The following is a 19,764-nucleotide window of genomic DNA, read 5'->3' as shown; positions in this document are numbered from 1 at the left end:
GTTCTTCCATGCACGCCGACCGGCCAGCAAGATCGTTCGAGGCATCCCCCGCCAGCCCCACCCACCGAACACTGTCCGGTTCACCACCACGCTCTGAGATGGGAGAGAGACTCTTGCCCGTGGTGTCCCGGGCGGAGGTCCGGGACACCACGGGCAAGGGCGAACAGCTGGGAGGTGTCCGCTCCCCGGCTGGTGGAGGAGCCGGGCGAGGCGTCACCGCGTGAGCGGGGCGCAGGGTCAGCGCAGCTGACGGAACGTCTCGCGGAGGTCCTCGATCCAGGCCTCGGGGTTCTCCCAAGGGCCGAAGTGGCCGCCCTTCTGGTGGGCCTTGATGTTGACCGGGTTGTACCAGGAGCCCACCGGGCCGTTCGTGAAGGCGGCGATGCGCTCTTCGGGGGTGCGCACGCCGGGCGGGAAGACGTCGCCGAGCAGGAAGGTGAAGCCGGCGGGGGCCTCGACCTGCGGGACGCGGTCGTGCGAGGGCGTCCACGGGTACCGCACGGCGTTGAGGTAGTTGCGGATGGACGAGCCGACGGACTGGGTGGCCCAGTAGATCGTCGCGTTGGTGAGGATGTGGTCGCGCGGGAAGACGTCCTCGAAGTTCCCGTACCGGTCGCTCCACTTCTTCCAGCGCTGCAGCAGCCAGGCGAGCATCCCGATCGGGGAGTCGTTCAGGCCCAGCGTGAGCGTCTGGGCGTCGAGCATGTGGGCGCTCACGTGGGAGGCGTAGGTCTTCTGGAACAGGACCATGTCGTCCCGCAGCCGCTGCGGCGCGTCGTCGGGCAGCGGGGGAGTGAGCGCGTCCCAGCTCTCGAGCATCGGCGGGATCAGCTCCACGCCCAGCTGGATGCCGTAGAGGTGGTCGGCGTACTTGTGGCCGAGCTGGCTGGTGATCAGCGAGCCGTAGTCGGAGCCGCCGGCCGCGTACTTGGAGTAGCCCAGGACGTCCGTCATGAGCGTGTGGAAGATGTCGGCGTCCTTCCAGTGGTTCAGGTCTCCGCGACCGACGGGGCTGGAGAACGCGAACCCGGGCAGTGACGGCACGATCACGTCGAACGCGTCCGCCGGGTCGCCGCCGAAGGCGGCGGGATCGGCGAGCGGCCGGATGACCTTGGACCAGTCGTGGTACGTCCACGGCCAGCCATGCGACAGGATGAGCGGGATCGGGGCGGGGCCCTTGCCCGGCTCGCGCACGAAGTGGACGGGCGTGCCGTCGATCTCGACGCGGTACTGCTGGTAGGTGTTGAGCTGCTTCTCCACCGCCCGCCAGTCGAAGCCGTCCGCCCAGTACTCCACCAGCGGCCGGATGTACTCCGTGCTCAGACCGTAGACCTCGGTCCGGTTGTCGAGGTCCGGCGCGAAGCGCGTGGCCCGCAGTCGAGTTCGCAGGTCCTCCAGGACCTCGTCGGAGATGTGGATGGTGTACGGCTCAAGGCCGGGGTCGGTCGCCATGAAAGGCTCCTTCTGTCAGTAGCTGTGGTCGAAGTACGAACGGGTTCTGCGTCGACCGGTCGCGCAGTCAGCGCGTCGGTGGCACGTGACGCGCAGTCCACGACGGTCTCGTGCGAAGAAGGCGGTGGACGGAGAGCTCTGACTGGTCGCCGGCGCCGAAGATCGCGAGGCATCTCGCTGGCCTTGTGCCGGGCTGTCCTGGCACAGGGAGGTTGCCCCAGGGTGTCTGCGCGAAGGACCTCACGCGCCATCGGGCGGCGGGTGCCGGGCGCTCGATGCCAGGGATCCGAATCCTGCCGCGGCCTTGGCTCTCAGGGGGGCCGATTGTGCCCCGTTCGAGGCGGATAGGGGAACCGTAGGACACAAATATTGGACTGGCAAGTCCAATATTGGGGCCTGTGACGTGCTTGCGACGGGGCGGCAGCGCCTGGATCGAGCTTGATGTTCCAGTCTTGTACGCACAGTGCCGCGCCCCCCGGGGGCAGGTGCATGCAGGGCGGTCAGAACAGGCCGATTGGAGGAACGGGGACAATGGCGCGCCGACTTGAGGCGTGCAACAGTTCCGGCGGCGATATCCACCAGGGGTATTGGGCGCGCGACCGTCGAGGTGTTCGCGGCCCAAGGCGTTGTCCGAGGAGCGAAGCGCTCAGGTGAAGTCGAGCCGCAGGCGCGTCTGCACCAATTTCTGGATGCGCCACACCCCGTCGGTCTTGACGAAGTCACCGTGGTAGTGGCCGGATCCGTGCATCGTGTTGAACGCGAACTCGTCGGGGATGTCCGTGCGTTCCCCTCCCTCTGTCGTCGTGCCGCGGGTGAACGAGTCCTCCATGGACCAGACGCCGTGGGCTGTCGTCGGCGAGTGCACGTCGATCTCGTCCGAGAACAGGTGGTGGATGACGACGTCGTTGGGTCCGGCGTTTCCGCCGAGGGCTGCAGCGATCTGCTCCTGGCCGTTCATGACGGTCCACTCCGTGCCGTCGACCTTCAGTGGCGTGAAGGTGCCGTCGACTTCGAACAAGTCGGCCAGATCCCGCCACCGGTGCAGGTCGGCGTAGTGGACATAGGCCGCCATTACACGGCGGATGTCCTCGATCGCGGCGAGACGCTCCAGGTCATTCATGGTTGTGCCCCTCTGCTACTCCGGCTTGATTGCCGGGTTGTGCCGCCATGGTGCGTCTGCCAAATTGGACTAGCAAGTCCATTCCATTGGAGGTCGTGGCGTATGGGTGGCTCACTGGCGGCGGCCCGATCGGCCGCCGTGGGCCCGATGTGCGCCTGGGGGGCGATTCGGGACTCGCCGCGCAGGGTCGCGCAAGTGCCTACGGGGACCCGCCGGCGGCCTTCGCCTGAGATGGGTCGCCGAGCCCGGCGCTCGACTGAGCCCGCTCCGATCGCCCCGCTTCGAGTGCGGCCGGTCGGGCTGCTGCGCAGTCGGGTCGAGTTGACGTTGTCTTCAGCTGTACCAGGTCGTCGCGCTCCAAGATTTTGGACTTGACAGTCCAAAATCCTCAGAGGACAGTTCTGGGCGTGGGAGTCCAAAACCTCCCAGGCGACCTGGGGATCGGCATCTTCTGCTCTGCGGAACGGCGCCGACCGGCCCTGACGACCTGGCACGCCGCAGTGTCACCGGCCTTGCCGCGCTTCCGGGTCGCACCGGCAGCGGCCTTCTCCGGCCAGCCTCCCGGTCGATGCGACCGTCGATCGGGGCGTCGTTGCCGACGCCGCTCCTGCGCAGTCGGCATCGCACGTCATCACGTGAATACCTAGTCAGAAGAAAGAGCCATGCCCGAGAGCATCCACACCACCAAGCGTCTTGCAGGCCGCCGTGCCCTGGTCACCGGATCCACCTCCGGGATCGGTCGCGCCGTCGCCGAAGCAATTGCCCGTGAGGGCGCAACCGTCATCGTCTCCGGCCGCAACAGCTCCGAGGGATCGGCGGTCGTCGACAGCATCACGGCGGAAGGCGGAAGCGCTCACTTCGTGGCCGCCGACCTCGTCGGCGGCACGCCGGCGATCGAGAGCCTCGTGGCGAACGCGGCCGAGACCGCTGGCGGGGCGATCGACCTCCTCGTCAACAACGCAGCCCATCTGATCCCTGCCCAGTCGCTCCTCGATGTCGACGAGGCTCTCGCCGACCAGGCCCTGGCTGTGAACATCAAGGCGCCAGCCCTGCTCACCAAGGCGGTCGTCCCCGGCATGCTGGAAGTCGGCGGCGGTGCCATCGTCAACATTGGCTCTGTCAACGGGGTGGTCGGCATGTCCGTCGCCGCCCTCTACGGGGCGACGAAGGCGGCGCTGCACTCCCTCACGGCCTCCTGGGCGGCCGAGCTCGCCGCACAGGGCATCCGCGTCAATGCCGTCGCCCCCGGGCCGACCATGACCCCCGCCAATGCGTCCTACCACGAGATGCTGCTGCAGCTGACCGCGGGCGTTCCGGACCGGCGTCCTGGCACTGGAGAGGAAGTCGCCGCCGCTGCGGTCTTCCTCCTGAGCGACGAAGCCGCACACATTCATGGTGTCGTGCTGCCGGTGGATGGCGGTTTCCTCTCGGCTCGTTGACTTCGAGTGAGACCGCTGGTGGTACACCACCCAGGGGTGCTGCTGCGAGACCCCGTTTCTTGCGATGGACGCCCGGCGTCAGGGCCCCCGACGGCGCCACCACGCCGATGATGCGCAGTCAGATCGGCAAGTCGCCGCCGGATGGGTGCTGCCACGCTTCGGCGGGCGGCAATCTCAGCACGACGGCCCGGGCTCGTAGGAATCTCATGCGAGTATGCACGGGTCGAAGCCGCGGGGCTCAGGCGCTGCTCCTCGGGGAGAAGTGCAGCTTCCGCGCGATCTCGTTCAGGCCGCGAGTGCTCTGTCGCCGCCGGCTTCTCAGCAGGCCGGCGTCCTGCATCGTCCCCAGCTGATCGCGTAGGGTGGCCGCCCATACCTCGTAGGTGCGGCCGACCAGCCCGCGGGTGACCTTGTCCGTGTCGAGCGCGCGACCTGCCAAGGCGGCGACCTCACAAGCGTCGTCCTCCGACTGCTGCTCGTGCAGTCGGAGGATCTGCGCGATCCAGTCCTCCCAGTCCTGCCAGGTGACCAGGTTTGCCGGGGCCTCGGCCTCCGCGAGCCTGGCAAGGTGACGCACGGCTGCGGCTCGGCGGAGCTTTTCTCGGCCACCCGAGTAGTAGTGGAACAACTGTCCCTCGCTCGTACGTGTCGCACGCAGGGCGTCGTCGAGGTTGATGTCGTTTCCGGCAACCAGAAGGTCGGCGGCGGCCTCCAGGATCGGGCGCGTATCGAGTCGTGATCACCGGGCGGTCTGGGTGAGGTCTTTGACCCAGATCATCGAGGCGGGCAGGTGGAGGCCGGCGAGGTAGCTGCCCGGGGTCTTGTCGTGTCGGGTGGCGATGCCTCGCCATGCCTTGAGTTTGTTGATCAGGCGTTCGACGGTGTTCCGCTCCTTGTAGAGGTCGGTGTCGTGACTGACAGGCCGGCCACCCCTGGAGCCCTTCCTCTTCCGGTTGGCGGCCTGGTCCCTCTTCTCCGGGATGACCGCCTTGATACGGCGTTTGCGCAGGTGGGCGCGGTTACCGTGGGACGAGTAGGCCTTGTCCCCGGCGACTGCGTCCGGCCTGGTGCGGGGGCGGCCGACGGGCCCGCGCACTCGCACCTTCTTCAGGACGGGGATGAATTGCGGGCTGTCCGCTGCCTGGCCCGCGGTCAGGATGAACGCCAGCGGGCGGCACTTGCGGTCGGCGGCGAGGTGGACCTTGCTGGTCTGCCCGCCCCTGGAGCGTCCGAGGAGGGCGGCCTTCAGCCGGAGTTTTCGCCGCCGCCGGATGCGTCTTCGTTCTTCCCGTGCGGGATCGCTTTCGGCCTCCTGCCCGCTTTGTTCTTCGAGGCAGCCCCCTTTGATCTGGCCTTCTCCTCCTCAGCGGAGGCTTTCTCCAGGGCGGTGACGACGTCCTCGTCGAGGTGCATCCCAGCCGCGTCGTGGTGGGCCCGGGCAGTGGTGGAGTCGATGCCGACCAGGGACAGGTCCACCTCACCGCGCTTCGCGGCTTTCGCGATCAGCCCCTCCAGCAGCGCCTCGAAGACCCCGGCGTCTCTCCACTGGCGGAAGCGGTTGTGGACGGTCGACCAGGCACCGAACTCCGTCGGCATCTCCCGCCACTGCCCACCCGTCTTGCTGCCGCAGCCGCTCGGGGGTCAGTACCTGCCCTTCGGCGGCACCACCGACGCCGCCACGAGCCTGGTCAACCTCGGTCTGCGCGAGTACGACACGCAGACCGGCCGCTTCGTCAGCCGTGACCCGCAACTGGAGGCGACCGACCCCTCGCAGCTGACGGGCTACGACTACGCCGCCAACGACCCGGTGACCGGCAGCGACCCGACGGGGGCCATTTCGATGCACGTACCCATACCTACTATTCGTCGAACGGGTACTCGTACTGAATCGTCCGCCGCTGTCTGAACTCAGGCCGTAATCCGGGACGGGGGGCGGATGCCTACCGTGACGCGTCCGCCCCTGTTCCTGTCCCTGTCAGAAAGGCACGTTCCTTGTCCTCGACGCTCTACAGAGTGCGCGAACCTTTTCCCGACGCGCGGAGCGCGTTGACGCGGGCGCGCTCGATCATGCGCGACCTGGCCGACTCGAACGGCCTCCCTTGGCCTCGACTGGAACCGGTCACCACACGCGAGCAGTATGTGCACGCAGTGCGCACCTTCAGCGTCGGACGGGTGGGCGGGGAACGGGATCTGCCTGGCCTGAACTCGTACCTGAACGAACTGACATCCCGCGGTATCGCGCTCGATCGTCAGGAGCCGAACCGCTTTTTCGTCGCGGACATCCAGCTCCGCCCCGACCTGGCAGACCTCTGGCCATTGCCCGACGGCCTGACCTTCTTCCTGAACATGACCCCGCCCTTCGGCGGCCCGGACAGCGAGCCGGAAGACGACAGCACTGAGGAGGATCTGAGCCAGATGGTCTCCGTACTCGGACCACTGACCATGAGTGTCAGCTGGGACTGTGGCTGGAGCGGTCTGCCCGAATCCAAGGACTGCGGCGTCCAGCTCTGCCTGAACAGCGTCTGGGCCGGGCAGCACGCCGAGCCGTCCCCCGGTGAGTTCGGCGTCTGGGTCAGCCTCGGTCCACGTGTCGCCTGGACGCCCGAGGGCGAAGCCTGGCGTAGGGACTCGGGACTCGCGCTGGGCGAACCCCAGCAGGGGTGACCCGGACGCCCCGAGCCTCCTGTACCGCGGTGGAGGTGAGACGTGTGCGCCAGCCGCGCGGTGCGGCATCAAGTCGATCCGCGTTCGTCCCTGCCCTGTTCGGAAGGCACATTCCTTGTCATCGACGTTCTACCGAGTGCGCGAACCCTTTCCCGACGCCCTGAGCGCGCTGGCGCGGGCGCGGGCGATCATGCGTGATCTGGCCGACTCGAAGAGCGTCCCCTGGCCCCAACGGGAGCCGGTCACCACGGCCGAGCAGTACGGCGCCGTGCCCTTCCTGGACGAAGAGGCGCGGCGGTGTCGTCACTTTCGATGCGAAGCAGCCGAAGTCCTGGTTTGCAGCAGACCTGCGGCTTCGCCTTGATCTGGCCGACCCCTGGTCGCTGCCCGAGGGCCTGATCCTCACCCTGAACCCGGCCTCTCCCTTCGGCGGTCCCGGTATTGAGCCCATGGACGACTGCACCGAGGGGGAACTGGACGGGATGGTCTCCGTGCTCGGGCTGTCCGGCCCGGGCGACATGGGTCATGGCGTCGACAGGTCTCATAGAGTGTCCGGCGGCAGGTTTACGACCACGAGCGGGGACCAGTTGGGGACCACACGGTGTGCGCGACGGTGCACGAGGGGGCCTTCTCCACGCATCCTGCGTCCTGGTTGAGTCTGCTATATCCAGAAAATTCCTTGGAGGTTCACTCCTGGGGTCAAGGGGTCGCAGGTTCAAATCCTGTCGTCCCGACAGTGATGTCGGATATTTCCGCAAGTCAGGGGCTCTCTTCGGAGAGCCCCTGACGCGTTGGCGGGAGCGGGCTGGGAGCCCTCCTCCGCTCCCAGTCGCCGTTGTCGGCGTCCATTGATGTTGACCGGTCGTCGCCCGATCTGGTCGAGGTGGCCGTGCTCCCCCGGGGGCGGGCCTGCTGCGCCCGGCCCCGGTGATGTCCCCGGGGGCATTCTTGGTCTTGGGGTCCCGGGGCACGGTGAAGGTGCGACTGGTCGGGCTCTGAGAGATGTTGCCGACGAGGGCGACAGCGAGTCGATCAACAAGACCGGAACGACAACAGCGCGCGTTCGTCCGGGTGGGGCCGGGCCAGGGGCCGGCCTTCACAACCATCCGTTGCGCTGGGCCTGCAGGGCCAGTTGGAAGCGGTTCGTGGCGCCCAGCCGGGCCATCAGGATCTGTAGGCGGCGGAACAGTGTGCGGCGGCTGATTCCCAGTTCGCGGGCGATGACGTCGTCGCTCGTGCCGCTGGCCAGGTGCCACAGCAGACGGCGGTCGGCGGGAGGCGGACCGCCTGGGCGGGTCGTGCTGCCGTGGAAGGGCAGAGCGTGCTGCCATGACTGCTCGAACAGCGCGATGAGGGCGGAGAGCAGACCGCATGGCTGTACGACCAGCATGGTGTTGTGCACGTCGGCCTCTTTGATCGACAGTGACACCAGGGCGTACGACTCGTCGATGATCAGGAGCTTGACGGGGACGGACGGCAGCACTCTGGCCTGCTCACCGGCGTTGACGCACGGTTCGATGACTTGTTTGAGGTGGTCCGGGCGTTCCAGCGACTCGCGGGAGTACACGACGCGTTGTGTGACCCCGCGGGCCAGCGTGGCCAGTGCGTCGTCGGTGGCACTGGGCACAGGGGAGTAGGGGGGTGACTCGAACTGCCGGATCTGGTGGCGGGCGCTGGCCCAGGCTTGGCGCATCCTGGGGCCGATGGCGTCACCGGTGACGATCTCGACGAGGTGGTCGTTGTGGGCCGAGAGCCGCTGGCGCCGGAACGAATCGAAGGCGCCCGCGACCGCGATACGGGATTTCTCGACCTCGGCCGCACGGCGCCGGGCGAGGACCTCGAGACCGGCCGCAGGCGCCACCGGCCCCACCACGTCCTCGTCCCTCTCGGCGGCAGGGGCCAGGCCGGCGTCGACGAGCTCGCCGTACGCCGTGGTCAGGCCCGGGCTGTCCAGACCGGCCGCGGCGGCGATGTCGCTCAGTGGCGCAGGGGCCAGCTCCAGCAGGGTGAGATAGACCCGGGACGCCGCCTGACCGATGCCCAGGAGCCGCAGTGCCTCGCCGAGATTCGCGTTCGTCATGAACCGCATTATCGACGGCCGTGGCCGGCCAGGCGTGGCCGATCCGTGCCAGTGGCACCACTGGGCACCATACGTGGGCATCGCGGGATAACGTCGCCGAGCCGTCGGCGCATGGTGGCGCGCGACTTTCAGGAAGGCGGACGCAGTGGCGAAAGGCCGCAAGAACGGTTTGTACTCAGGGATCTCCGAAGAACTGTCCGCATTGATGCGGACGGGGTGGGCGGACACCGAGCGGCGGAAACTGACGCTGGACGAGCAGGCCCCGTACGCGGCCGCGCGCCGGGCCGCGCTCTCCGCGCGCTTCCCGGGCGAACGGCTCGTGATCCCCTCGGGGAACCTCAAGGTCCGTTCGAACGACGACACCTACCCGTTCCGGCCGTACTCGGGCTATGTACACATGACCGGCGACCAGGCCCGGGACGGTGCCCTCGTCCTCGACCCCCGTGCGGACGGGGGTCACGACGCGTACTGCTACCAACTCCCGCGGGACAGCAGGGACAACAACGAGTTCTGGACCGGCCCCACAGCGGAGCTGTGGATGGGCCGGCGCCGCTCCCTCGCCGAGGCGCAGAGCGTGCTCGGCCTGCCGTGCCGGGACGTCCGCACGGCGGCCGGCGAGCTGGCAGCCGCCTCCGGCACACCGACCCGCATCGTCCGCGGTATCGACCCGTCCCTGGAGGCCGCCGTCGCCACCGAGGCGGAGCGCGACGCGGAGCTGGAAGAAGCCCTCAGCGATCTGCGCGTCGTGAAGGACGAGTGGGAGATCAAGGAGATCCGCTCGGCCGTGGACTCCACGGTGCGCGGATTCACGGACGTCGTCAGTGAGCTGTCGCGGGCGATCGCCTCGTCCGAGCGGTGGATCGAGGGCACCTTCTTCCGCCGCGCCCGCCTTGAGGGCAACGCCGTCGGCTACGGCACGATCTGCGCCGCGGGCGAGCACGCCACGATCATGCACTGGACCGACAACGACGGACCGGTGCGCCCCGGGGAGCTGCTCCTGCTCGACGCGGGCGTGGAGTCGCGCACCCTGTATACCGCCGACGTCACGCGCACTCTTCCGATCGACGGCACCTTCACCCCCGTCCAGCGCACGGTCTACGACGCGGTGTACGAGGCCCAGGAGGCGGGCATGGCGGCCGTCAAACCGGGCGCCGCGTATCGGGACTTTCATGAGGCGGCCCAGCGTTCCCTGGCGGCGCGCCTGGTCGAGTGGGGTTTCATCGAAGGGCCTGCCGACCGCGCGTACGAGCTGGGCCTCCAGCGCCGTTTCACCATGGCCGGTACCGGTCACATGCTCGGCCTGGACGTCCATGACTGCGCGCAGGCCCGGACTGAGGAGTACGTCGACGGCGTACTGGAGCCGGGCATGGTGCTCACCGTCGAGCCCGGCCTGTACTTCCAGCCGGACGACCTGACCGTGCCCCAGGAGTGGCGCGGCATCGGCGTACGCATCGAGGACGACCTGCTCGTCACCGCCGATGGTCACGAGAATCTGTCGGCGGGTCTGCCGCGGTCTGCGGATGAGGTCGAGGCGTGGATGGCCCGGTTCGCGGGCTGAGCACATCGAGAACCGTGCCCAGGGCAGGGTCGCCGTCCGGCGACCCTGCCCTGGCATGACCGTGAGTTCGCCGCGTCACGCAAGAGCGAGCGGACGAGTCGGCCTGTGCGAAGGGGCGGCACGGGCGGCGCCCGGTGGTGGGTGTTCCTTGCTCGTGGAACCTGTCTGGCGCCGGGACGCAGCATCGCGCAGGCGGCGGGATCAACGTTGCTTTCCGCGGCCGCCACGGCCGCGGAGAGCACGGGCAGGAGGCGGCTCGATCAGGCCGTGCAGCGGGTCGGCCCTGGGTCGTTGGGATGCTTCTGATGGGGATGTCGTCGGCCCGTCGCGCACGGACGGCGAGGAGCGGCGGCGCCGTCCCGCTGCAGGCCGCTTCAGCCGAACGGCGAAGCGAAGGCCGCCTGTCATCCTCGGCACCAGCAGAGCGTTCGCGGTGTAGCACACACCGGTGCCGATGCCCCCTGTCGGCGCCGCAGGGTCGGCGCCGACAGGCTTGCGTTCAGCGGGCTGTCAGGCGGCGGCCTTGAGAGCGGTGGCGATCTTGATGGCACGCTCGGCCTGTATGCGGGCGGCGGTCCGGGTGGCGTCGCCGACGGGGTTGTTGCCCTGGGCGTCGACGTGAGAGGTGCCGTACGGATTGCCGTCGGTGAACTTGGCGGGATCCGTGAAGCCGGGGCTGACGGTGATGCCGCCGAAGTGGTGGATGGAGTTGTACAGGGCGAGCAGGGTGGACTCCTGGCCCGCGTGGGCCGTGGCGCTGGATACGAAGCCGCTGTAGACCTTGTCGGCGAGCTTGCCCTGGGCCCAGAGGCCGCCGAGTGTGTCGATGAACTGCTTGAGCTGGGAGGAGACGTTCCCGAATCGAGTGGGGGTGCCGAAGAGGACGGCGTCGGCCCACTCGATGTCCTCGGGAGTGGCCTCGGGGATGTCCGCGGTGGCGGCGTGGTGGGCGGCCCAGGCGGGGTTGGAGTCGATGGCCGCCCGGGGGGCGAGTTCGGCGACCTTGAGCAGGCGGACCTCGGCGCCGGCCTTGACGCCGGCGTCGCGGAGTTCCCGGGCGATCTCGGCGATGGTGCCGGTTGACGAGTAGTAGACGACGGCGAGCTTGACGGGGGTGGCCACGGGGGCTCTCCACTTCATGGGGAACTTGGTGCACACGGTCGGAAGTCGACCGGTCGTTTACTATAGTGGACCGGTCGGCTAGTTCAAAAAAGGGTTCTGTGAAAAGGGGTCGGGATGCCGGGCCCTCGCGACCCGTCGCCGGGGCGACCTGGCAGCGCCCCGGGGTTGGCGGCCCATGACTCCCGGGCGATGTCGTCCGGGTCGGCCACGGAGACGAATTCCGTGTAACCGGCGTTCCGCGCCGGCGAACAGGGAACCCCGAGATCGTCCAGGCGCCGCACCCGGTCGTCCAGGGCGGTCCGGTCGGCAACGGCGAGCGAGACCTGGTCGAGCCAGGTGCGGGACGGATCGAACATGTCGCCGCTGCGTCGCGGGGGTTCGTGGACGGCCAGGGTGAGCCCGCTGTCGGTGAGCACCCCAGTGACCCGGGGCCGGGGTCGATCAGGAGGCTGCCGCTACGTCCGGACGGCGTGCGGAGAGCAGTGACAAGCAGTTGTCCCAGAGGGCTTCGAGGTGCCGGGTGTTGTTGTAGAGCTTGGCGAACAGCACCTGGCCCTCGAGCTGGGCGACCACCGACCGGGCGGCCTCCCGGGTGTCCCCCACGGTGACATCCCCGCGCTGCCGGGCTTCGGTGATGACCTTCTCGACCATTTCCACCTGGGCCTGGAAGATCTGCTGCAGGCGTTCGCGGATGGGCTCGGTCTGGTTGCTCAGCTCCAGGGTGAGGTTGCCGAACATGCAGCCGGAGACGGTCCCGCAACTCTGCTGGCCTGCGCGCAGATCGGCCGCGGTCTCCTGGAAGAGCCGACGCAGCCGCAAGAGCGGCTCCGTATCGTTGTGCAGGGCCCGGACCCAGTCACCGCGCTGGACTTCCCAGTGCTCGTCCAGCACGGCCAGGGCAAGGGCCTCCTTGGACTCGAAGAAGTAGTAGAAGCTGCCCTTGGGCACGCCGGCGGCCTTGCAGATCTCAGCCACGCCCAACGCTGAGTAGCCTCGCAGCTCGATGAGCGACTGTGCGGCGGTGAGGATCTTTTCCCTCGCATCACTACTGCGTCCCATGGCTGTGAGTATACGACCGATCGCCTACCAATAATAGACCGGTCGGCTAGTTGTGGTTCCGTCGCACGAAGCGTGGCGGCGTACGGCGGCAGCGTGATGCGGGACCGGCTGTAGAGACGCGGAAGGCCCCGGCTCGGTGGTGTTCACCGGCCGGGGCTCCGCCAGGCCGGGCGGGTCCGCCGCGGCCAGGAGCCCGTATGCGGCGGGCCGGGGGTGCTCAGCGTGATTCGGGCGATGCGAAGGTCACGTCCGCCGTGGTCACGGTGCCCCCGCGGCGTCCGGGCGCCTTCTGCCACGCCCAGTACAGGTTGGTGTGCGCGATCACCTGCTCCGGGGGCGGCGCACCGTACGCGGTGAGGTCCTGCGTGGTGTGGGCGTCGGCCACGAGCGTCGCGTCGTACCCGCGCGCGATGGCTCCGTGGAGGGTCGAACGGACGCATGCGTCGGTCGCGGCGCCCGTGACGACCAGGCGGCCCACCCCGTGCCCGGCGAGCAACGCCTCCAGCTCCGTGTCCTCGAACGAGTCGCCGTACCGCTTGTGGACGAGCGGCTCCGAGTCGTGGCGCTCCAACTCCGGCACGTACTGCCAGCTCTCGCTGTCCGGCACGAGGCCGTCGTCGGAGTGCTGCACCCAGATCACCGGCACGTCCTCCGTGCGGGCCTTGCCGATCAGGGTGTTGATGTTCGCGATCACGCCGTCGCGGTTGTGGGCGTCGGCCACCACCCCGTTCTGGACGTCGATGACGAGCAGCGCGGTGTTCGGCCGGTCCGGCAGGGTTGTCATGGGGACTCCGGATTCCTTTCGAGGTGCCAGGTCGAACCTCACCGTAGAGGGAGGCACTGACAACCCGGCACGAGGCGGCCATCGGCACCTGCATCGCGGCCCTTTGCAGGGCGGCCCCGGAGTGGCCCTGACGCCCGCGGTTCCGGGCGAGGCCGGTCGCCTTGGTGCCGGCTACACGGGAACGGCGGCCGGTTGCGGTTGCGGCTGTGGTTGCGGGTGTGGTCGCGACTCCGGCCGCGGTGCGAAGGCGTGCAGGCGGTGGACCAGGGCCGGCAGGAACGGTGAGACGACCGTCGCCCCGGTCGCCGAGGACAGGGCGATGGCCCAGGCGGCCGGGCCGAGGGGCGTACAGCCGAAGAACTGGCTGAGCACCGGGGTCTGGACGACGGCCGCCAGCGCCACCAGCGAGCCCACGGAGGAGACGACGATCGATCTGCTCCGGCCCCCGGCCAGCAGCGTCTGGCCGAGCTGGGAGCCCACCAGCGCGACCAGGGCGACGGTACGGGCGCGGGTCCCGCGCCCGGTGAACCGCGCGGCGAGCCATCCGGCCGTCGCGCCGAGGGTGGTGGCCACGGCGCGGCACAGGGTCTCCTCGGTCAGCGCCGTACCGAGCGAGACCTCGGGGCCCTCGTGGAGCATGCGGTCGGCGGCCTCGGGAGGCGGCGGGCGCAGCGCCACGGCCATGGCCGGCGCGAGGTCCGTGAACAGGTTCACCAACAGCAGTTGACGGGCCGTCAGCGGAGAGGTGCCGGTGGCGGCCGCACCGAGCAGTGTGAAGGCGATCTCCCCGAGGTTGCCGCCCACCAGGATCGCCAGGGCCTGGCGTACCGAGGCCCACATGGCGCGCCCCTCCACCAGAGCGGCGAGCACCGTCTCCAGCCGGTCGTCGGTGACCACCAGGTCGGCCGCCGCCCGGGCAGCCGGTGTGGCCCGCGTACCGAAGGCGATCCCGATGTCGGCGAGCCGGATGGCGGGCGCGTCGTTGGCGCCGTCGCCGGTCATCGCGACGGTGCGGCCCAGGCGTTGGAAGGCCTGCACGATGCGGACCTTGTGCACCGGAGTGCCCCGGGCGACGACGCCGATGTCGGGCAGCAGCGCGTCGAGAGCGTGGTCGTCGAGGTCGTCGAGTTCGGCGCCCGTCACCACGCGTCTGCCGTCCAGGACGCCCAGTTCGGCGGCCGTCGAGCCGGCGGTGGCCGGGTGGTCGCCGGTGATCATCACGATGTGCACGCCGGCGTCCGCGAGTTGGCGCACCGCGGCTGCGGCGGTCTTGCGCACGCGGTCGGCGAACGCCAGGAACCCGGCGAAGTCGAGCCCCCGCACCGCCTCGTCCGTGAGGTCGCCCTCGGGCGCGTCGCGGAGTTCGGCGACCGCGAGGACGCGGTGGCCCTCGGCCGCCAGTCTCTCCCCGGCGGCGAGGATGTCCGCGCGGCCCTCCGCGTCCAGCGGCCGGCCGCCCCGGGTGGCACAGCGTCCGACGACCTCCTCCGGGGCTCCCTTCACGGACAGGATGCGGCGGCCCTCGGACCGGCACAGGGTGGCGTGGAAGCCGCGGCTGGGCTCGAACGGCAGACCGGACAGGCGCTGCCAGCCGGGGGCGCCCGTCGTCCGGCGCACACCCGCCTCCTTCGCTCCCGCGGTGACCGCGCCGTCGGTGGCGTGTGCGAGCCCGCCCGCGCCGTGCGGACGCGGTGTGGCCCGCAGCGCCACGGCGAGTACGGAGCGCTGCTTGCCGCCGAGCGATTCCAGGGGCCGGCTGTCGCCGTCCGCCGCGACGGAGACGAGGGAGATGCGGCCGTGGGTGAGGGTTCCGGTCTTGTCGAAGCACAGTACGTCGGTACGGCCGGCCGCCTCGATGGTACGGGGATCCCGGACCAGGGCGCCCCGGGCGGAAAGCCTTCTCGCGGAGGCCAGTTGGGCCGCAGACACCAGAAACGGCAGCCCCTCGGGAACGCTCGCCACGGCGAGCCCCACACCGGTGCCGACGGTGTCCCGGGCCGGGCGTCCGCGCAGTGCGCCCGCCGCCATCACCGCCACGGCCGAACCGAGCGCCACCGGCAGGGTGCCGCGGGTGATCCGGGCCAGTCTGCGCTCCACCCCGACGGCGGGGGCGGCGCCCCGGCCGACCGCCGCGGCCCGGCTCGCCTCGGTCGCGGGACCGGTCGCGACCACGACCGCGCGGCCACGGCCCGCCGCGACCGTCGTGCCCTCGTAGACCATCGACGTACGGTCCGCGAGACCCGAGGCCAGTACCGGCGCCACATCCTTGGCCACCGGAAGCGATTCGCCGGTGAGCGCCGACTCGTCGGTCTCCAGGTTGTGCGCCTCCAGCAGGCGCGCGTCGGCCGGCACGACGTCGCCGGCGTTCAGCCGCACCACATCGCCCACGGCCAGGCTCTGCGCGGGGAGGGTGGTGTCCGTGCCGTTGCGCAGCACCTTCGCCATGACGGCCGACTCACGCCGCAGCCGGGCCACCGCCCGGTCGGTCCGGTGTCGCTGGAAACCGCCGAAGAGCCCGGACAGCGCGGTGACGGCCACGATGACGACGGCGTCGAGGACGGCGCCCACGGACGCGGACATGGCCGCGCCGGCACCCAGCACGGGAGTGAGCGGGTTGGCCATCTCGGTCAGATAGGCCCGGCCGAGCGAGGACGTCCGTGCCTCCTCGTCCGGGGCGGTGCCCCGCTCCCGTACCTCTTCCGAGGTCAGCCCGTCGTCCCTGCTCCCGGTCCGCGCGAGCACGGTGGCCGGGTCCATCGCGTACCAGGGGTGCCGGGACGTGTCGGTCAGGGGCAGGGGCCGCCGCAGCAGCCGGGCCGCCGACCAGACACCGGCGGCCGTGCCGAGGGCGGCCGCCGCGTTGAACGCCGTCGTGCTGTGCGTCGCGGCCCGCCGCGACTGCCCGGCCACCGCAGCCGTCGCGCCGACCGCGGCGGACGCCTGCGCGAGCCGCACTCCGCGGTGCGCGCTGTCGCGTGCGCCGCGGCAGGCGTGCACGAGGACGACGGCCGCCGCCGGATCACCCTCCACATACAGGTCGGCGCCCCAGGGCGGGCCGCTGCCGGGGCCGGCCACGCCCACCCCCACGTCGGCGGCCCCCAGCGCGCTCCGGTCGCGGGAGACCAGCAGCACGCCGGTGCCGTCACGCTGGAGGTCCCGTACGGCGTCGAGCACCCGCTCGCCCGCCTCGCGTACCGCGTCGGCCCCCCGCACGGTCGGGTCATGGGCGTACGCGCCCGTGACCGCGACGGTCAGCCCCGCGGCATGGGCGGCGGGCACGAAGGCCCCGGCGGCGTCGTGCATCTGCGGCGCCACGCTGACCACGGCGAGCAGGCGTCGTCCCTGGGCCAGGCCGAGCACGAGCCGTGCGCCGTCGCGCTCCAGCCGCTCCCGGGCCGGCGCTCCCGGGTGTCCGTCCAGCGACAGGCGCTCGACGGGTCCAAGGGTCCACTCCTCCTCCCGGGACAGCCGCTCGGGCGCCGAGCCGTCGAAGAGCCGGTGGGCCCGCGCGGCGAGTTCTCCGGCGGGCGCGTCGACCAGGGGCACCAGATCGGCCAGGACATGGGAACTCGTGGCCAGGACATCCGTGTCGAGGAGCATCGTGCCGATCCGGTCCAGTCGGCGCAGCGCGCGGGGCTCGGCCACCAGGACGCCCTGGTGCGCCAGGCCCCGGCCCAGGGCGCAGGCGAAGGCTTCACGGGCCAGCAGCGGGGCTTTGGGGATCACCGCCAGCGCGCCGCCTGCGGCCTTCCCGGGGCGCCGGGTGACGAGGAGAGATCCGGCGAAGGACGCCGCCGCCACGAGGGGTGTCCGGTCGGCGTAGCGTTCGACGGGGCCGTGCTGCAACGGGGTCTCGCGGGGGAGCGGGGGCGCCGCGCGGTGGGCGCCGGCCGCGGCGCTGCCCGTGAGGCGCGGCTCCGCCGCGGCCCAGGCCTCGCACTCCGCGTTCGCCTCCATCATCCGCAGGGCGTACCGGACGGAGTCCACACAGGTGCCGAGGAGCCCTCCGGAGCCGGCTTGGCCCAGGGCCGTGAGCGCGGCCATGAGCAGTCCGGCGGATTCGGTGCCGACCGCCCGCTCCACCAGGGACCGCAGCCGAGGGTGTGCGTCGACGAGCGGGGCGAATGCCGCGACCGAGGCAGGCAGGGGCGTCCTGCGCACCAGGCCCGTCGCGGCGGCCAGGGGTGCGGCCGCGATGTGCAGTGCCATGGCCACCCCCGCACGCCGGGCCGCCGTGCCGGAGAGCGGGTGGTCGGGCAGAGGGAGATCGACGTCGTGGTCCTCCTCGGTCGACTCGACCGCCTCGGTCAGGGCCTCGACGAGGTCCTCGGCGTCGGACGCGCCCTCGGTGGCGACGACGACGTGCCCGAGCACCGTGTTGGCCACCGCCCAGGTCACTCCGGGCACTTCGGCGAGCCGCCGCTCGGCGTCCTCGGCGAGTCTCTCGGCCCTCGCACGGGGCAGAGCGCCCTCCTGCAACCCCCGTACGGCCACATGCGCGCGCCCGTCGAAGTGCCGTATGCGCCGGCGTCTGTCGTCCCGCAGTACGACGACGGACGACACGACGGTCCGCAGCAGCGTGCCTCCCGGCAGTGCCACCACGCATCACCTGCTCCCGGGCCCGATGGCTGGCTCCGGTTGCACGAGTAGCCACCCAGCGTAGGTTTCAATCCGGCAGGAAGTCTCAGGCTGCACCAAGCGGGTCAAAATGAAATAAAGGGATGTAACGCTCTGAGAGGAGGGCAGCGGGATGTCCAAGACAGTAGGCACCGCACCACAGCGGGACACGTCCCAGAAACCGGCCATGGAAACCCACGCGCATGAGGGTGTCGGCCTGCACCTGCATACGCTCACGCTGCACCCGTCGCTGAAGCTTCCCTACATCACCAGGGACGACGTGACGAGTACGGCGAGGGCGGCGACGTCATGGGTGCCGGGTGTGCCGTCGGCCAAGGACGTCGTGTTCTACGGGGGCCTCGGCGCACTGGCCGTGGCGGGGGCACTCGAATGGCCGATCGCTCTGGCGGTCGGCGGAGCCACCTGGCTGCTGCGCGGCGGCAGGAGGCGGGACGGGGAAGCCGAACCGCAGACCGGGCAGTACGCCGGAGGCTCCGGCGTGACCGGGAGCGGTATGTGAGGCCGTAGACGGGTCACCCGACGGCGCGCGGCGTCGACGGCGCCGTGCCGGGCGCGCGTACATGTCTCGCACACGTACGTTCGCGGCCGGTGCGGCGGGGGTGGTCGGTGCCGCGGCCGTGCGTCAGGCGGCGGCCGGGGCGGCCGTGCGTACACGGCGGCTGTACGCGGCCCACAGCTCCCACGCGAGACGCAGGAGGATCGTCTCGGCCAGCGCGAGACCGATCTTCGCGGCCACGGCAACAAGAATCTCGCCCATGTCGGCTGACTTTCTGTACTCGGTGACGGATGTCCGATATCCGACAGTGCGCCTGTTTCCTCCGTGATGGGTGCCGTCTGGGCGTACATGCGATGTCGCTTCGGTGAACAAACGGGTCGTGCCCGGCCTGTGGTGGGACGAAGTGGCGATCCTGGCCGTGATCAGCACCGACCACTACACCCGTCCGGAGCAACGGTGGTCACGGGGAGCAGGCGCCGGGAGACGCCCGGTGCCCGCCCGCCCGGGTCCTTGCCGGCCGCGTCAGTAGGTGTCGGAGTCGGCGATCAGATGGATCGCCGCCTCCTCGGCCGACGCACCGGCGCCGTCCAGCCCCACGTCGGAGGCGAACAGATCGGACTCGGTGTTCTCATGGCTGCCCTCGTCGGGCGCGAGGAGCCGTCCGGCGCGCTCGCCGCCGACCTCGTCGTCGATGAGTTCACCGTCGGTGTCCCAGGCGTCCCCGAGGTCGTCGCCCTCCGGGAAACCGATGTCCGGCACCTCCTCGGCAAGGCGCTCGTCCAGGCTCTCCCCCCGTTGCTGTTCCGAAGCGGTGACACCGGCGTGCTGCACGCCCCAGGGCCGTTCCGGGGGAGAGTAGCCCTCGTCCAGGGACTCGTCGCCGCCCCCGTAGTCCAGGGTGTCCGACGCGTCCAGCAGCCCGACGTCGTCCTGCACCTCCGAACCGTCCGGCTGGTAGACCTCGTCACCCATCGCTTCGTCGCTCAACTGCGCTCCATCGTCGTTCAGTGGCCACAGGGCCGCGGGTGGCCACCCTTCACCAGGCCACACACCGCACCGCTCCCGTCCCGGCAGCGGTGACAGCTCCCCAGTATCGGCGCCGTCCGCCTCCTCACTCCCGCGACGGCGCACATCGTGCACTCCTGGGACAGCGGTGGGCGCGCTGTGGTGGATCGGCGGAGCTTGCGGGGCGCAGAAGAGAGTGCGGCGCACGGAGCCTCCGCCAACTTGAAATCACAGGTCAAGGAGCTGGTATGACCGGGGCGGAACGAGGGCGCTGTCCGGGCAGTCCGCCAGCGGGCCGTCCTGATCACCCGTCGGTGCGTGTCCAACGGTTTGGTGCGTCACGAAAA

General features: G+C 70.3%; 16 protein-coding genes and 1 pseudogene. 5 read left to right on the top strand and 12 right to left on the bottom strand.

Features of this window, described 5'->3' with window-relative positions:
• Positions 1-237: 237 nt before the first annotated feature.
• Positions 238-1,452, bottom strand: coding sequence for an epoxide hydrolase family protein (locus ACWD5Q_RS28685; protein WP_451429959.1), 1,215 nt, complete (start codon positions 1,450-1,452; stop codon positions 238-240).
• Between the two features lie 646 nt (positions 1,453-2,098).
• Positions 2,099-2,572: a nuclear transport factor 2 family protein gene (locus ACWD5Q_RS28680; protein ID WP_451429958.1), complete on the bottom strand. Its 474-nt coding sequence runs from the start codon at positions 2,570-2,572 to the stop codon at positions 2,099-2,101.
• Between the two features lie 662 nt (positions 2,573-3,234).
• Here ACWD5Q_RS28680 and ACWD5Q_RS28675 point away from each other — a divergent pair.
• Positions 3,235-4,011: an SDR family NAD(P)-dependent oxidoreductase gene (locus ACWD5Q_RS28675; RefSeq protein ID WP_451429957.1), complete on the top strand. Its 777-nt coding sequence runs from the start codon at positions 3,235-3,237 to the stop codon at positions 4,009-4,011.
• Between the two features lie 238 nt (positions 4,012-4,249).
• Here ACWD5Q_RS28675 and ACWD5Q_RS28670 read toward each other — a convergent pair whose 3' ends face one another.
• Together ACWD5Q_RS28670 and ACWD5Q_RS28665 are read right to left on the bottom strand one after the other, a co-directional pair.
• Positions 4,250-4,588: a hypothetical protein gene (locus ACWD5Q_RS28670; protein WP_451429956.1), complete on the bottom strand. Its 339-nt coding sequence runs from the start codon at positions 4,586-4,588 to the stop codon at positions 4,250-4,252.
• 162 nt (positions 4,589-4,750) lie between these two features.
• A pseudogene (locus ACWD5Q_RS28665) lies at positions 4,751-5,631 on the bottom strand (IS5 family transposase); the annotation flags it as partial.
• Between the two features lies 1 nt (position 5,632).
• Here ACWD5Q_RS28665 and ACWD5Q_RS28660 point away from each other — a divergent pair.
• Together ACWD5Q_RS28660 and ACWD5Q_RS28655 are read left to right on the top strand one after the other, a co-directional pair.
• Positions 5,633-5,917, top strand: coding sequence for an RHS repeat-associated core domain-containing protein (locus tag ACWD5Q_RS28660; RefSeq protein WP_451429962.1), 285 nt, complete (start codon positions 5,633-5,635; stop codon positions 5,915-5,917).
• 86 nt (positions 5,918-6,003) lie between these two features.
• Positions 6,004-6,675 carry a hypothetical protein gene (locus ACWD5Q_RS28655; RefSeq protein ID WP_451429955.1) on the top strand — a complete coding sequence of 224 codons (672 nt, stop codon included), beginning with the start codon at positions 6,004-6,006 and terminating at the stop codon, positions 6,673-6,675.
• Between the two features lie 1,096 nt (positions 6,676-7,771).
• On the opposite strand, the gene ACWD5Q_RS28650 is transcribed toward ACWD5Q_RS28655, so the two are convergent.
• Positions 7,772-8,755 carry a helix-turn-helix transcriptional regulator gene (locus ACWD5Q_RS28650; RefSeq protein ID WP_451429954.1) on the bottom strand — a complete coding sequence of 328 codons (984 nt, stop codon included), beginning with the start codon at positions 8,753-8,755 and terminating at the stop codon, positions 7,772-7,774.
• A 145-nt stretch (positions 8,756-8,900) separates the two neighbouring features.
• Here ACWD5Q_RS28650 and ACWD5Q_RS28645 point away from each other — a divergent pair, with 145 nt between their 5' ends.
• The gene (locus ACWD5Q_RS28645) at positions 8,901-10,313 is read left to right on the top strand and encodes an aminopeptidase P family protein (protein ID WP_451429953.1); all 1,413 of its coding nucleotides are present in this window, start codon (positions 8,901-8,903) and stop codon (positions 10,311-10,313) included.
• Between the two features lie 510 nt (positions 10,314-10,823).
• Here ACWD5Q_RS28645 and wrbA read toward each other — a convergent pair.
• The 5 genes from wrbA to ACWD5Q_RS28620 form a co-directional block, all read right to left on the bottom strand.
• Positions 10,824-11,435, bottom strand: a complete 612-nt coding sequence (wrbA, locus tag ACWD5Q_RS28640) for an NAD(P)H:quinone oxidoreductase (RefSeq protein ID WP_451429952.1) — start codon at positions 11,433-11,435, stop codon at positions 10,824-10,826.
• Between the two features lie 83 nt (positions 11,436-11,518).
• Positions 11,519-11,851, bottom strand: a complete 333-nt coding sequence (locus tag ACWD5Q_RS28635; protein ID WP_451429951.1) for a hypothetical protein — start codon at positions 11,849-11,851, stop codon at positions 11,519-11,521.
• A 25-nt stretch (positions 11,852-11,876) separates the two neighbouring features.
• Positions 11,877-12,494 carry a TetR/AcrR family transcriptional regulator gene (locus ACWD5Q_RS28630; protein ID WP_451429950.1) on the bottom strand — a complete coding sequence of 206 codons (618 nt, stop codon included), beginning with the start codon at positions 12,492-12,494 and terminating at the stop codon, positions 11,877-11,879.
• 217 nt (positions 12,495-12,711) lie between these two features.
• Positions 12,712-13,278: a cysteine hydrolase family protein gene (locus ACWD5Q_RS28625; RefSeq protein ID WP_451429949.1), complete on the bottom strand. Its 567-nt coding sequence runs from the start codon at positions 13,276-13,278 to the stop codon at positions 12,712-12,714.
• A gap of 171 nt (positions 13,279-13,449) precedes the next feature.
• Positions 13,450-17,877 (bottom strand): HAD-IC family P-type ATPase, encoded by a 4,428-nt coding sequence (locus tag ACWD5Q_RS28620; protein WP_451429948.1) that lies wholly within the window; start codon positions 17,875-17,877, stop codon positions 13,450-13,452.
• 151 nt (positions 17,878-18,028) lie between these two features.
• On the opposite strand from ACWD5Q_RS28620, the gene ACWD5Q_RS28615 reads away from it, so the two are divergent.
• Positions 18,029-18,415 (top strand): hypothetical protein, encoded by a 387-nt coding sequence (locus tag ACWD5Q_RS28615; protein ID WP_451429947.1) that lies wholly within the window; start codon positions 18,029-18,031, stop codon positions 18,413-18,415.
• A 123-nt stretch (positions 18,416-18,538) separates the two neighbouring features.
• Here the strand turns inward: ACWD5Q_RS28615 and ACWD5Q_RS28610 are convergent, their stop codons facing one another.
• Positions 18,539-18,673, bottom strand: coding sequence for a hypothetical protein (locus ACWD5Q_RS28610; protein WP_451429946.1), 135 nt, complete (start codon positions 18,671-18,673; stop codon positions 18,539-18,541).
• Positions 18,674-18,934: 261 nt separating this feature from the next.
• Positions 18,935-19,384 (bottom strand): DUF5709 domain-containing protein, encoded by a 450-nt coding sequence (locus tag ACWD5Q_RS28605; RefSeq protein ID WP_451429961.1) that lies wholly within the window; start codon positions 19,382-19,384, stop codon positions 18,935-18,937.
• Between the last annotated feature and the right edge of the window lie 380 nt (positions 19,385-19,764).

The organism is Streptomyces sp. NPDC002513 (assembly GCF_053595355.1).
This window is presented reverse-complemented; position numbering and strand designations above follow the sequence as displayed.